The organism is Pseudomonas alvandae (assembly GCF_019141525.1).
GTDB lineage: Bacteria > Pseudomonadota > Gammaproteobacteria > Pseudomonadales > Pseudomonadaceae > Aquipseudomonas > Aquipseudomonas alvandae.
The window spans coordinates 2,725,383-2,739,326 of the sequence record NZ_CP077080.1 but is presented as its reverse complement, the minus strand read 5'-3'; the positions used below and the strand labels follow the sequence as shown (position 1 = coordinate 2,739,326).

General features: G+C 61.4%; 9 protein-coding genes. 4 read left to right on the top strand and 5 right to left on the bottom strand.

The features are described 5' to 3' along the window. The first annotated feature begins 54 nt into the window (after window positions 1–54). Window positions 55–918: a universal stress protein UspL gene (locus KSS97_RS12260; RefSeq protein WP_030142648.1), complete on the top strand. Its 864-nt coding sequence runs from the start codon at window positions 55–57 to the stop codon at window positions 916–918. Between the two features lie 104 nt (window positions 919–1,022). Here KSS97_RS12260 and KSS97_RS12255 read toward each other — a convergent pair whose 3' ends face one another. Further along, entirely contained in the window at window positions 1,023–1,493 is a 471-nt protein-coding gene (locus KSS97_RS12255; RefSeq protein WP_198797473.1) for a DUF1289 domain-containing protein, read from the bottom strand. A gap of 406 nt (window positions 1,494–1,899) precedes the next feature. On the opposite strand from KSS97_RS12255, the gene acnB reads away from it, so the two are divergent. Further along, window positions 1,900–4,509 (top strand): bifunctional aconitate hydratase 2/2-methylisocitrate dehydratase, encoded by a 2,610-nt coding sequence (acnB, locus tag KSS97_RS12250; protein ID WP_181290535.1) that lies wholly within the window; start codon window positions 1,900–1,902, stop codon window positions 4,507–4,509. Between the two features lie 289 nt (window positions 4,510–4,798). Here acnB and KSS97_RS12245 read toward each other — a convergent pair whose 3' ends face one another. Next, entirely contained in the window at window positions 4,799–6,079 is a 1,281-nt protein-coding gene (locus tag KSS97_RS12245; RefSeq protein ID WP_198797472.1) for a serine/threonine transporter, read from the bottom strand. A 687-nt stretch (window positions 6,080–6,766) separates the two neighbouring features. Between KSS97_RS12245 and KSS97_RS12240 the strand changes: the two genes are divergently transcribed. Then, window positions 6,767–7,129, top strand: coding sequence for a DUF6124 family protein (locus KSS97_RS12240; RefSeq protein ID WP_217861745.1), 363 nt, complete (start codon window positions 6,767–6,769; stop codon window positions 7,127–7,129). Window positions 7,130–7,332: 203 nt separating this feature from the next. After that, window positions 7,333–8,286, top strand: coding sequence for a 2-hydroxyacid dehydrogenase (locus KSS97_RS12235; RefSeq protein WP_217861744.1), 954 nt, complete (start codon window positions 7,333–7,335; stop codon window positions 8,284–8,286). Here KSS97_RS12235 and tssA read toward each other — a convergent pair. Genes tssA through KSS97_RS12220 form a run of 3 tightly spaced genes read right to left on the bottom strand, consistent with a single transcriptional unit; the run spans window position 8,283 to window position 13,944 of the window. Further along, window positions 8,283–9,365, bottom strand: coding sequence for a type VI secretion system protein TssA (tssA, locus tag KSS97_RS12230; RefSeq protein ID WP_217861743.1), 1,083 nt, complete (start codon window positions 9,363–9,365; stop codon window positions 8,283–8,285). The genes KSS97_RS12235 and tssA overlap by 4 nt on opposite strands. Next, window positions 9,362–13,186, bottom strand: coding sequence for a type VI secretion system protein (locus tag KSS97_RS12225; protein WP_217861742.1), 3,825 nt, complete (start codon window positions 13,184–13,186; stop codon window positions 9,362–9,364). Before KSS97_RS12225 ends, tssA begins: the two co-directional genes overlap by 4 nt. Beyond that, complete coding sequence (locus KSS97_RS12220; protein ID WP_198797468.1) at window positions 13,183–13,944, bottom strand: DotU family type IV/VI secretion system protein; 762 nt, start codon at window positions 13,942–13,944, stop codon at window positions 13,183–13,185. The genes KSS97_RS12225 and KSS97_RS12220 overlap by 4 nt, the downstream gene beginning before the upstream one ends.

Sequence of the window (13,944 nt, the reverse complement as noted above, 5' to 3'; positions counted from 1 at the left end):
ACAGCAACTATAGTTGAGCAACGCCATGCCTCTTTATTGCTGGAGACGCCGATCATGCAAGCCATTCGCAGCATCCTGGTGGTCATCGAACCCGAACATTCGGAAAGCCTGGCGCTCAAGCGCGCCAAGCTGATCGCCGGAGTGACCCAAGCCCACCTGCACTTGCTGGTGTGCGACAAGCACCATGACCACGCGGGCTTGCTCAGCGTGCTCAAGAGCGCGCTGCTGTCGGACGGCTACAGCGTCACCACCGAGCAAGCCTGGAACGACAGCCTCCACGAAACCATCATCGACGTGCAACAAGCCGAAGGCTGTGGCCTGGTCATCAAGCAACATTTCCCCGACAGCCCGTTGAAAAAAGCCCTACTGACCCCGGCGGACTGGAAACTGCTGCGCCATTGCCCGACCCCGGTGCTGCTGGTCAAGACTACCGGTTCCTGGAAAGACAGGGTCATCCTCGCCGCTGTCGACGTCGGCAATGCCGATGGCGAGCACCGGCACCTGCACTCGACCATCATCGACCATGGCTATGACATCGCCCTCCTGGCCAAGGCGCACCTGCATGTCATCAGCGCCCACCCGTCACCCATGCTCTCGTCGGCCGACCCGACCTTCCAGCTCAAGGAAACCATCGAGGCTCGTTATCGCGAACAGTGCCGGGCGTTCCAGGCCGAATTCGACATTGACGACCAGCACCTGCACATTCAGGAAGGCCCGGCGGACGTGTTGATTCCCTACATGGCCCACAAGCTCCAGGCCGCGGTCACGGTGATCGGCACCGTGGCGCGCTCCGGTTTGTCAGGCGTGTTGATTGGCAACACCGCCGAAGCCGTGCTCGATGCGCTGGAAAGCGACGTGCTGGTACTCAAGCCGCAGGAGGTCGAGGATCACCTGGTGGAATTGGCGGTCAAGGAGTGAGGTTGTTGTCCTTAAGATCGCCATCGCGAGCAAGCTCGCTCCCACAGGGGTGTGGACTCCCAAGTCCAGTGTGGGAGCGAGCTTGCTCGCGATGCCTTTAAGGCTCAGCCGCCAATCGCATCCTTCAGGAACCCCGGCGCGATATAGCGCTGGTAATGCGCTTCGGACAGCAGGAAAAATTCCCGATCAATGGCATCGCGCAGGTCCGGCAGCTCCCAATCGCGGAATTCGGGCAGCAGCACCATGCCGTAGGCTTCCAGATTGTTGATCACCCGCGCACCACGGGCGATCAACTGGTAGGCCCAGCAATATTCGGACTGGTGCGGCACGAAGCGGATCTTGCGCGCTTCCAGTTGCTGGCGCAGCAGCGCCGGGTCGAAAACCTCCAGCTTCGCCACCATCACCTGCACCAGCAGTTGCTCGAGCCGCATCCATACCGCGCGTTTTTCGTCCTCGTTGTAGCCGTTCCAGTGAATCACTTCATGGTGGAACCGCTTGCAGCCACGGCACACCAGGTCACCATAGACAGTGGAACAGAGGCCGACGCAGGGCGTCTTGATGAGCTGGTTGGGCATAAGGCAACGCACACGCAAAAACAGGACAGGCGGGCATGTTAGCCCTTTGTCTAAGATTGATCACCCCTCAAACCTGGAAGCCCAACTTACCTTTAATTTTTTTTTCCCGTAGAATCAGCCAGCCTTTTAAGGCGCCAATGTCCGTTAGAAGCTGTTTTCAAAGCGTCACGAGCACAGTCGTTCCTTCAGAGCGGTGTTGGCGAAGGGTCTTTCCAGCGGGGAAAGCCCAACGCCAACCCTCATCAGCTCCCGTTCTGCAGGCGTAAAACTTTGAAAGCAGCTTCTGTGAGGAACTCCGGCCATCCTGGCGCGGCGGCTCAAAAAGCCCCCTGCGCGCATGAATGCCGTGAGTTTCTGGATGAGCGTCCCGGACACCCATTTGGGACCACTGATGAGGGTAATAACTGTGCTTGAAGCCTACCGCAAACATATCGAAGAGCGCGCAGCACTGGGTATCGTTCCCCAGCCGCTTAACGCCGAACAAACCGCAGGCCTGATCGAGCTGCTGAAGAATCCTCCGGCTGGCGAAGAAGCTTTCCTCGTTGACCTGATCACCAATCGCGTTCCGCCTGGAGTCGACGAAGCCGCCTACGTCAAGGCCGGCTTCCTGTCCGCCCTGGCCAAGGGCCAGGCCCAATCCCCTCTGCTGGACAAGAAGCGCGCCGTCGAACTGCTCGGCACCATGCAGGGCGGCTACAACATCGTGACCCTGGTCGAGCTGTTGGACGACGCCGAGCTGGCGCCAGTCGCCGCCGAAGAACTCAAGCACACCCTGCTGATGTTCGATGCCTTCCACGACGTGGCTGAAAAAGCCAAGAACGGCAACGTCCACGCCAAGGCCGTGCTGCAATCCTGGGCTGACGGCGAGTGGTTCAAGAAGCGCCCGGTACTGGCCGACAAGATCAGCCTGCGCGTGTTCAAGGTCACCGGCGAAACCAACACCGACGACCTGTCCCCTGCCCCGGATGCCTGGTCGCGTCCTGACATCCCGCTGCACGCCCTCGCCATGCTGAAAATGGCCCGTGACGGCATCGTTCCGGACGAGCAAGGCAAGACCGGCCCGATGAAGCAGATCGAAGAAATGCGCGGCCAAGGCTTCCCGATCGCCTACGTCGGTGACGTGGTCGGTACCGGTTCCTCGCGTAAATCGGCCACTAACTCGGTGCTGTGGTTCTTCGGCGACGATATCCCGTACGTGCCGAACAAGCGCGCTGGCGGTTTCTGCTTCGGCAGCAAGATCGCCCCGATCTTCTACAACACCATGGAAGATGCCGGCGCACTGCCGATCGAGTTCGACGTGTCGAACATGAACATGGGCGACGTGATCGACCTGTACCCGCACGCTGGCAAGGTCTGCAAGCACGGTACCGACGAAGTCATCACCACCTTCGAAATGAAGACCCCGGTGCTGTTGGACGAAGTCCGCGCTGGCGGCCGTATTCCGCTGATCATCGGCCGTGGCCTGACCGAGAAGGCTCGCGCCGAACTGGGCCTGCCACCGTTCGACCTGTTCAAGAAGCCTGAAGCGCCAGCCGAAAGCACCAAGGGTTTCACCCTGGCGCAGAAAATGGTCGGCAAGGCTTGCGGCCTGGCAGAAGGCCAAGGCGTTCGTCCTGGCACCTACTGCGAACCGAAAATGACCACCGTAGGCTCCCAGGACACCACCGGTCCAATGACCCGTGACGAACTGAAAGACCTGGCGTGCCTGGGCTTCTCGGCTGACCTGGTGATGCAGTCCTTCTGCCACACCGCGGCCTATCCGAAGCCGATCGACGTGACCACCCACCACACCCTGCCTGACTTCATCATGACCCGCGGCGGCGTTTCCCTGCGTCCGGGCGACGGCATCATCCACTCGTGGCTGAACCGCATGCTGCTGCCAGACACCGTGGGTACCGGTGGTGACTCGCACACCCGTTTCCCGATGGGCATCTCGTTCCCGGCCGGTTCCGGCCTGGTCGCGTTCGCCGCTGCCACCGGCGTCATGCCGCTGGACATGCCGGAATCGATCCTGGTGCGCTTCAAAGGCAAGATGAAACCTGGCATCACCCTGCGTGACCTGGTTCATGCCATTCCGTACTTCGCGATCCAGAACGGTCTGCTGACCGTCGAGAAGAAGGGCAAGAAGAACGCCTTCTCCGGCCGCATCCTGGAAATCGAAGGCCTGGAAGGCTTGACCCTGGAACAGGCGTTCGAACTGTCCGACGCCTCGGCCGAACGTTCGGCTGCCGGTTGCACCATCAAGCTGTCGAAAGAGTCGATCACCGAGTACCTGCAGTCGAACATCACCCTGCTGCGCTGGATGATCGGCGAAGGCTACGGCGATGCACGTACCCTGGAACGTCGCGCCCAAGCGATGGAAGCCTGGATCGCCGATCCGCAACTGATGGAAGCCGATGCCGACGCCGAATACGCCGAAGTCATCGAGATCGACCTGGCCGACATCAGCGAGCCTGTGCTCTGCGCGCCGAACGACCCGGACGACGCCCGCCTGCTGTCCAGCGTTGCTGGCGAGAAGATCGACGAAGTGTTCATCGGCTCGTGCATGACCAACATCGGTCACTTCCGCGCCGCCGGTAAACTGCTGGATCAGGTCAAGGGTCAGCTGCCAACCCGTCTGTGGCTGTCGCCGCCGACCAAGATGGACGCTCACCAACTGACCGAAGAAGGCTACTACGGCATCTACGGCAAGGCCGGTGCACGGATGGAAATGCCCGGCTGCTCGCTGTGCATGGGTAACCAGGCACGCGTCGAGCCGAACTCCACCGTGGTCTCGACTTCGACCCGTAACTTCCCGAACCGTCTGGGTGACGGCGCGAATGTCTACCTGGCTTCGGCCGAACTGGCATCCGTAGCGTCCATCCTGGGTCGCCTGCCGACCGTCGAGGAGTACATGGAATACGCCGGCAAGATCGACAGCATGGCAGCGGACGTGTACCGCTACCTGAGCTTCGACCAGATCGCCGAGTTCCGTGAAGCGGCTGCAAACGCCAACATCCCGGTCGTCCAAGCCTAACGCTTAAGACGCCCGACTAAAAACGCCGCCCTTCTTGCGAGGGGCGGCGTTTTTTTATGCCTGGGATTTCACTGTCGGATGAAACTGTGGGAGCGGGCTTGCTCCCACAGGGATTGAGCATGAACACAAATTTTGAGAACACCCCAAAACCAATGTGGGAGCGAGCTTGCTCGCGATGGCGGCGGCACAGCCAACATCCCTGCCGACTGACCCACCGCTTTCGCGAGCAAGCTCGCTCCCACAGGGTTTATGCCGGACGCAATGCCATAAACACCCACAAAAACGCAGGTCAGGCCAGGAGGGAATAGACCAACGCAGTGATCGCCACCAACCCCACCAACACCACAAAGACATTCGACGCCTGGCCACGATAGCGGGCCATGGCCGGGACCTTGCGAATGGCGTACATCGGCATCAGGAACAGGATCGCCGCGATCACCGGACCGCCCAAGGTTTCGATCATCCCCAGGATGCTCGGGTTGAGCGTGGCGACGACCCAGCACACCACCAGCATGAACGCCGCCGTCAGGCGATCGAGGGTTTTCGGCGCCGGACGGCGGCCGCTCTTGACGATCAGGCCCTTGAGGCCTTCGCTGGCGCCGATGTAGTGCCCGAGGAACGACTTGGAGATGGCAACAAACGCGATCAACGGCGCGGCAAAGGCGATGGTCGGGTTGCTGAAATGGTTGGCCAGGTACGACAGGATCGACAGGTTCTGCGCCTTGGCCTCGGCCAGTTGTGCCGGGGACAAGGTCAGCACGCAACTGAACACAAAGAACAGCACCATCACCACCATCAGCACATGGGCGCGCGACAGTATCTGCGAACTGCGTTCTTCGGCGTTATTGCCGTAGCGACGTTTCTGATCCACCGCAAACGCCGAAATGATCGGCGAATGGTTGAACGAGAACACCATCACCGGAATCGCCAGCCACAAGGTATGCAGCAACGCCGAAGGCTGCGGCAGCGTCGACGCGGTGCTCAGGATGCCGCCGTTCCAATGGGGCACGAGGAATACCGCGAGGAACAGCAGCGCCACGATAAACGGATAAACCATCAGGCTCATGGCCTTGACGATCGCCTGCTCGCCGCAACGGACCACGGCCAACAAGCCGAGGATAAGCATCAACGACAACACAACCCGAGGAGGCGGCTGCAAATGCAACTGATGTTCCAGGAAGCTGCCCACCGTATTGGTCAGCGCCACGCTGTAAATCAACAGGATCGGGAAGATCGCAAAGAAGTACAACAGGGTGATCAGCGCGCCAGCCTTGATACCGAAATGCTCCTCCACCACCTCGGTGATGTCCGCCCCTTCGCGACCGGACAGCACGAAACGCGTCAGGCCTCGGTGCGCATAGAATGTCATGGGAAATGCCAGCACCGCCAGGATCAGCAGCGGCCAGAAACCGCCAAGGCCAGCATTGATCGGTAAAAACAGCGTGCCCGCACCGATGGCGGTGCCAAACAGGCCCAGCATCCACGTCGTGTCGTGGCGACTCCATTGGCTGAGGGTGGCTGGGGCTGTCGTTTCAAAGCGCTCTTCGACGCTGTTGGCCTGATCATTCATCCGGTCGGATCTCCGCTTTCCGGTCACATGCACCCGGCCGGGACGAGTCGGAAAACCCCGACAGGCAGCGCCCTGGCCGAAACAGGGGCGCGATTGTCCGGGATTAGCGAGCAGAAGCAAAGGCTTAGCTGAGGAGTGGTTTTGCGGAGCAGGCTTTGGATATACCGCATTCGCCGGATTTACGGCTGCTTCGCAGCTGAGCGGGAGCAAGCTCCCTCGCCACGGGGCGTCGTTTTTCTTGAGTGAACTGCATTACCATAAAGCATTGTATTTTCAACAATACGAACCCACGCCAATTACGAAGAAACTCGACCTGTTTAATTGTTGTAAACATGCCTCGCACAGACACGTTTAAATACATTCCAAAATACGCGCTAAAGGCTACGAAACCTTGCGTCCTTACTTACGCATGCTTCAGAATCCGCTGGCTTGTGCGCTTTGCCCCCGGCCTCTATCGTTCACCTGCCACTGCTCATCAGTGGTCGGGTTTAGTCGCCCGGATGGTTTTAGTAGGTGCATAAGCACCATTCAGTCAGGGCATTTCTATGTCTGCACTTGATGGTGGTTGTGCGCAGGGCGCCCTTGGGCGCGCCGGGCTTGCTAATTCCACCGGTCGACTAACCTGCGCACAGCCGCCACCCTTCTTTTAGTCGAGAACGGTTGCGGCCCTAGCTGAGGGAATTAGTTATGTTCAAGGTTACTCCCAACCCCCCGGATATCTATTCGGTACTCTACGACGACGCTTTCGACCCCGAAAAGCTGAAAGAGGCGGCAGACCGCGCGCTTAAGTTCTACCTCAACCCCGGGGCGCCGAAAACGCAGATACGGCCCTACAAACCCGGCTCGATCTTCACCATCGACCCAGCGATGGATGACGAAACGTTGCTCGTTGAGGCGTGTGAAAACCTGGCATCCGCCAATGTGCTGATCAGCGAACTCGCCGACGTCACGGACGGCCCACGACGCCAGACGATGCTGGTGCTGCAGCGGGTCATCATGTTAGGGGAGTTAGCGGTCAATCGAGTACTGGATAACCACAAGCCTGGGTAGTTGCCAGGTAGTTGTGGGGGCGCCGCAAGCGCCCCCACAACAAACAAGCCAGCAAACGCTACAGCGTCTCTTGCTTATTCTGTTCAGCAACCCAAGAACAACCGATCTCAAAATACCCCTAAAAAGCCCAAGCTACCCCTCCCTTCGGCTCCTACAATCAGGTTGAATACCTGAGATCAAAAAATCGCCCACAGGAGCCCAGCATGACCGCAACCGTTCTGGTACTGGTTGAAACCGTCAACGAATACCTGCCGATCCTCGAGCGCCAGGGCTATCACCTGGAGTTGGCGCCCACGCCCGCCGAACGCAAGGCAGCGATCTTCGAACACGGCGACCGATTCAGCGCGGTGTTGACCCGTGGCCCGCTGGGTTTGACTTCTGAAGAAATGGCGGCCCTGCCCAACTTGAAGATCATCTGCGTGATCGGCGCCGGTTATGAACAAGTGGACCTGCAAGCCGCCAGCGACCGAGGCATCGTTGTCACCAACGGTGCCGGGGTCAACGCCTCGTCGGTGGCCGACCATGCCATGGCGCTGTTGCTGGCATTGGTGCGCGATGTGCCTCGATCCGACGCCGCCCTGCGCCGAGGCGAATGGCCGCGAAGCACGCGCCCTTCCCTCGCCGGCAAGCACCTGGGCGTGCTGGGACTCGGCGCCGTGGGCATGGCGATTGCCAAGCGGGCCGCCCTCGGTTTCGACATGAGCGTCAGCTACCACAATCGCCGCGTGCGCACCGACGTGCCCTACACCTTCTGCGCCACGCCCACGGAACTGGCGCGGGTTTCCGATTTCTTGATCGTTGCGACGCCTGGCGGCCTGGATACCCGGCAACTGATCAGCAAACAGGCCCTCGATGCGCTGGGACCCAACGGCTTCCTGGTGAATATCGCCCGGGGCAGCGTGGTCGCCACCGCCGACCTGATCAGCGCCCTTGAACATCGGCGAATTGCCGGGGCTGCGCTGGACGTATTCGACCATGAGCCCGAAGTACCCGACGCCCTCAAGCATTTGCCCAACGTCGTACTGACCCCCCACGTCGCCGGGCTGTCGCCGGAAGCGACACGCGCCATGGTGGAGCTGGTCGGCGATAACCTGAACGCGTTCTTTTCCGGCAAACCGGTACTGACGCCGGTGGAGCTACCCGGCGCGCAGCCTTAAAGCACCCCGAGCAGTGTCCACAGCCGTCGGGACTCGGCATCGGCACTGATCAGTTCACCCAGCAATTCGCTCAGCGGCTTGTTGCCCCACTCCACACCGCGCCGGATCAGATAGGGCACGGGACTGTGGGGTTCGGTGCGCGCCAGATAACCGGCGATGACCAACAGTTGTCGATAGGCCTCTTCCCGATTGGCCGGTTCCAGGAAGACCTGGGCAGGTGCCGCCGTCGGCTGGGACATCGGCGTCGCTGCCACCGCGGACGTTTGCGCGGGCGCGACAGCGGGTTGCTGTGGATGCATCGCGATGAACTCCTCTACCAATGCCAACATGGCTTGCATCACGTCCTGCAAGGATTTGTAGCCCGGGGCCAGGTTGCCCAGGTACGCGTCGCTCCAGGCTTCGAGTCGTTGCAGATGCTGCAGGCTCAACATCAGGCTGCCCTGGCGATGCAACCAGAAAGACAAGGGCGTGCCGCGAATCAGTTCGCTGAGTTTCTTTTGTTCGTTGCGCGCCGCCTCCGCCGAGGCCTTGGCGTTCTTGCTGTCGTTGCCCTGCACTTGCTGGCGCTGCAGGCGCTGCCAATCGTCCAGGCTGAAACCGGCGAAGGTCGGATCGCGGCCTTCAAGCAAAGGCACCCGCGTCAGCAACACTTCGCTGTAGCGACGGGCCAGCCATTCCAGCGGAATCACCCGCCACGACTGATCGCCGTCCTCGGCAAGGGGATGCAGCTGTTCCGGATAGCGTTCGCACAGCCCCGCCACCAGCGCCAGGCTGCCCGGCAAGCCGTCCAATCCGGCCTGGTGCAGCCAGGCCTCCCCCAGCCAGGCGCTGATCATCAGGTCCTTGCTGCGCTCAAGCAGCAACGTGGTCGCCAGCCGCTCCAGGTCCGGCCAGAGCGCGCGCTTGATTGAAGACTGCCACACGCCGGTGGGTAGGCTGGTGTCGTCTTCCCGGCGCAGTTCGCGTAGCTGGTCGTACTCTGTTTCGTAGCGCAGGTCCTGGCCACAGGGCGACTCGGCGCTGATCGGTTCGAGCAGTTGGCTGACCAATTCGGGCAACGGGGTTATCGGCAAACTCACAGGCCCTCCTCACGGGTGGCAATGGCAGGCCTCGACGCAGGCGCGAGGAAAGGTGAACGAGGCGCCTGTGTCGGCAGCGGCGGGATCGACAGCGGCAATTTGGAACCCTGGCTCATCAACGACAGACGCACGAACATCAAGGTCTGTTGCGCCGTGCGTGCCTGGGTCTGGGCGATCACCGGCAATTGCAGGGCCAGGGGAAAATCGGTGTAGTCGACATTCGGCTGGCGTTGGGCCGACACCAGCGAACGCATCAGGCGCAACAATGACCACGGCCCCTGGTATTCCCAGCCGGCTTCGAGGTCGCGCACCACCAGGTTCGGCTGCAACGGATCGTTGGCCGGACGCTGGTAGCCGTTGCGGGCCCAGCGCAAGGTCAGGCGCACGGGCTGGCCGACCATCCAGCGCAGGTTCTGCTGGCCTTCACCGGGGTAGTTGATCTGCTGGTTGCCGGCGTCCAGGCTCCAGGCGATCACTTGGTCGGCGCCACGCTCCTCATCGCGATCGGTACGCCAGCGCACGTCCATTTCCACGCCCAGTATGCCGCTCTTGTCCCGCACGAACAGCGGCCCGAGCCAGACACCGGCCTGCTTCAAGCGGTTGAGGAAATCCGCGGCCGCCAAGCGCTCGGGCGTCTGGCTCAGCGTCAACCCGGCCTGGGCCAGGGGCACGCGCGTCTCGATCAATTCCAACAGGTGCTGCACCCGCGCCGGGTCGGCATCGCTGGCCCGCACGTCCTGGGAAAACGGAAAGCGTCCCGCCAGGTACTGATTGAAATAATTGGCCAGGTCATTCCAGGCCATCGCCGCCTGGTTCTGTTGCAGGTACAGGCAACGCTGCAGCGCTCCCTGCTGCAACGCGACGGCGCGCCGAGCCAGGTCGCCGCGCCCACCGGACAGGCTGGAGGTCTGCAAGATCTGCGCGCAGGACGCGATGTCCATCGCATTGAAATCCCGACTTACCAATTGCTCCAACTGGGCAGCCGAGCTGGCCGGGTTCTGATTCTTGTACTTGAGCAATTCGTCGTTGAGGGCCATGAACCGCGCCACCTGGTCATGCTCCAAGGCGGACAGGTCGTCCTGTTGGACGATCAGCCATTCCAGGGCAGGCATGCGCTGTTCGGCGATCTGCAGCATGGCGCTGAATTGCTGGTTCAGGTTCAGCTTCAGTTCCTGTGGATCGTTGGCGCCATACAGCTGCAAGCCGAAGTTCTTCGAACCGTCCCAACGCTCGATATCGGCGCGCTGGCTGAATAACGGCTGGGCATCAATTTCGGCCAGGCCACTGTTGATTTGTGCCAACGCCCGGCGATTGAGCAAGCGCTGGAAACGTATCGCCAGGTCGCCCCGGTTGACATCCATGAAGGCTTTTTGCAGCGCAACCGCCTGGGTCGTTTGCACATTGAAGCCGGTGCCGGGCAGCGGCTGGTCATTTTCGTCCAGGCTCAACCACATGGCCCGCGCCGCGGCGTTTTCGGCGGCCTGCATCAGCGCGTCACGGTAATCCGGCGGAATCCGCGACAGCTCTTCGCTGGCATAGCTTTTGTAGCTGGCGAAATAATTCAGGGCGACGCTGAAATCATCAGTGCCATCGCCCCGGCCGATTGAATCCGGATTGCCGGTCGACGGATCCTTCTGCATCGCCAACGCCACGAAATCGCGCTTGAACAGCGCTTGCACCGCACCGTCCAGGGCCGTGACATGGTCCTGCAATATCAGCAAACCGCTGCCCTGCTGCACCAGCAGATTGTCCCGGGAACCACTCTGGACAATCCACTGGTCGCGAAAGTTCTGCTGCAACTTCGCCGCCTGGCTCTCCAGGTCCTGCGTAATGTCCGGGCCGAGCAAAGTGCTGTGGCTGACTTTGTCCAGCATCTGGGTGTAGCCGGGCACCAGGTCCTGGCCCTTGCCCCGGCCCCAGGCGGAGTTGGTCAGGCTGACCAGCGTCTGCAGGTCATCGATCAGCGCCGTCAGGTCTTCCAGTTCACTCAATGAATTGCCGCTGCCGGCCTCCAGTCGTTGCAGGTGCAACTTGAGATAACCGGCCTGGCGAACGAAGTTGTCCGCCAGGAAGTAATGGTCCAGCCAACGTTGCATCAGGCCGGTGAAATTATCGGCGATCACCGGGCGCGCGGCGTTCAGGTCCAGCCCTTGCAAATCACTGTTACGCGCATCGAACAGGACCCGGTTGTAAAACTGTGGGCGACTCAAAGTCCCGGTGTTGAGGCCCAAGGACAACGCGGCGTTGCTCAACTGCACCAGTTCGTCCAGTGGCGCCTTGGGGTCGTTCACCACTTGGCTGAACATCTGGTTGTGCTGCTCGAGGCGTGCCGCCAGATCCACCAGCGCCTTGGCCTTCAGGTAGCTTTGCCACTGCGCCGGGTCGTCGTTCTCGACGTTGCCCCGCCGCTCGGTGTTGCGGATGGACTTGAGTTGTTCCAGGTCGGAATTGAGCAAGTCTCGCAGCGGTAATATCCAATGGTGCCGGGCGGTCAGGCGCAAGCCATCCTCCAACTGCGTGTCCACGGAGGAAAACCAGGATGTGGGAAAGACGACCGAGACATAACGCCAGCGCGGGGCTTTTTCCAAGACGTTCCAATAGTTCTGCACGTTATGCCGGGTCGGTTCCAGTTGCGGCTGGTCCGGGTCGACGACGATGTGGTTCTTGTGGGCGCTGAGGACCAACCGCGACAGCTCCTCGGCGTTTTCCACCGAATCGCGCCAGACCCAGAGCATGCTCCCGAGCCAGACCAGGCCCACCACCAACGCCACCGCTCCGGCCAGCCGATGCCCGCGTTGGCGCACGCGCAGCAAGCGAGGCACCGGCTGGGCCAGGCCGCGTTCGGCTATCAGACGTCGCGACCACAATTGCCGGGCGAACACCGTTTGCCGCTGGCCATTGTGATGGGCGTTCAAACTGTCGCCGCTGATGGCCGGTGCTTGACTGGCGGTGAAGTACACGCCGCGAAATCGCGGCGCTTCACCTTGGGCGTTGCCCTGGAACACCGGCTCCAACAATATCTGCAAGGCTCGTCGCAAGCCTTCGAAGCGTTCCGGCAGGCCATAGAGATCGGTGCTCAGTTGCCCCGACAGCGCGCCGATCTCGATGATCGATTGGGCCAGCGCGGCGTTGATCTCATCCAACGCCTGGTCACTCCAGTGCGACTGCCACGCCGCGTCCGGCAAGTAAGGCGACGACCAGCCCAGCATCGACTCTCGCGCCTTGGCAGGCAGCGCGCCGACCAATTCCTGGAACCCGGGCAACTCTTCCATCCCGGTGATCACCACGTACACCGGCAGGCTAAGGCCAAACCGTTGCAGCAGGTCAATAAAAACCCGCCGAACCTTGAGGCTCAGCTCAGTGGTGTGCTCGATGTCATCGAGCTTGCTGAACGGTACTGTCCAGATCACTCCGTCCAACGGCCGCTTGCTGCGCAGCCGCAACAGCAGGCCCAGCAGTCGCCACCAATTGCCCCGTTGCCGGCTCATGCCTTCATCGGGCAGGAACAACGCCTGGGGCACCACCAGTACGGCGCCTTCGGCATCGCAAAACCAGCGCCCGAACCAGCCCGCCTTGTCCGTGGGTTGCAAACGCCATTGGCTGCACAGCTGGGCACCGTCGGTTTCGTTGCCGAGCATCATCAACCAAGGCGTCTGATAGCGGTCGCGGGTGCCCTGCTCCTGCTCCATTTGGCGCACCGCGCCGTAGAAATTGCGAATCGCCGCCCCGCCCTGGGTTCGCAACCACCAGACCGCTGCCGCGATCACCAGCACCCCGACAATGGCGAGCAGCACCAAGGCGACGATGCTCAGGGTGTTCATGAATCCTGCTCCTGGACTGACGACTCGTTCAATTGCAACACCGGTTCGAGCTCCAGGCGGATGTCACGCCAGAGGACTTGCCCCAAGCCAGTCAACAACAGCACCATCGCCACGATCGCCAACCCCAGGCGAAAGCCGTCCGGCAAGGATTGCTGCGCTGGCATCCGCGCGGGCGTCGCCGCCGCAGACATCGCCAGGCGCTGGCTGACATCGACGTAATCGGGTTCGTGCTGCCAGGCAAAGGTGAACAACGCCACACGCCATTTTTCGTGCTGGACCTGGCCAGGCTCGCCGCGCAAGCGCCCTTGGAACCCCAGGATCAGGCATTGCAGGTAGACATTCGCCAGGTCCCGAGTACCGGGCATCTGCTCATCCAGCAATTTCTTGATCGCTGCGGGCAAGCGCTCGCCGGCCTGGCGGCTGGCGTACATGCGTGACTCGAGGGGATGCTGCTGCCAAGCCAGTTGGCCGGGCCAGGTGCAGAACAGCAACGTCTCGTCCACCAGCGCGACGAAGGCATAGACCAGCGCCTTGACCTGCTCGGAAGCGGCATCGCCGACGGTGGCGTAGGCCACCCGCCAGAGACGCTGGGCACCGCGACCGGAAAACTCCACGACCCGATTGAGCACGATTGCCGGATCACTGTCCTTGGGCAGGTCTTGCCACTCCTGGGACCACTTCAACCAGGCTTGACGAAACGCGCTGCTCAGCGGCGCCTCGTGCAGACTCCGAACCACCCCGCCACTTCCGTCAGGCAT

Excerpts from the sequence above, each read along its gene's own strand:
- KSS97_RS12260 (WP_030142648.1), top strand. The coding sequence starts at position 55 with ATGCAAGCCATTCGCAGCATCCTGGTGGTCATCGAACCCGAACATTCG.
- KSS97_RS12255 (WP_198797473.1), bottom strand. The coding sequence starts at position 1,493 with ATGCCCAACCAGCTCATCAAGACGCCCTGCGTCGGCCTCTGTTCCACT.
- KSS97_RS12245 (WP_198797472.1), bottom strand. The coding sequence starts at position 6,079 with ATGAATGATCAGGCCAACAGCGTCGAAGAGCGCTTTGAAACGACAGCC.
- KSS97_RS12240 (WP_217861745.1), top strand. The coding sequence starts at position 6,767 with ATGTTCAAGGTTACTCCCAACCCCCCGGATATCTATTCGGTACTCTAC.
- KSS97_RS12235 (WP_217861744.1), top strand. The coding sequence starts at position 7,333 with ATGACCGCAACCGTTCTGGTACTGGTTGAAACCGTCAACGAATACCTG.
- KSS97_RS12225 (WP_217861742.1), bottom strand. The coding sequence starts at position 13,186 with ATGAACACCCTGAGCATCGTCGCCTTGGTGCTGCTCGCCATTGTCGGG.
- KSS97_RS12220 (WP_198797468.1), bottom strand. The coding sequence starts at position 13,944 with ATGCCTGACGGAAGTGGCGGGGTGGTTCGGAGTCTGCACGAGGCGCCG.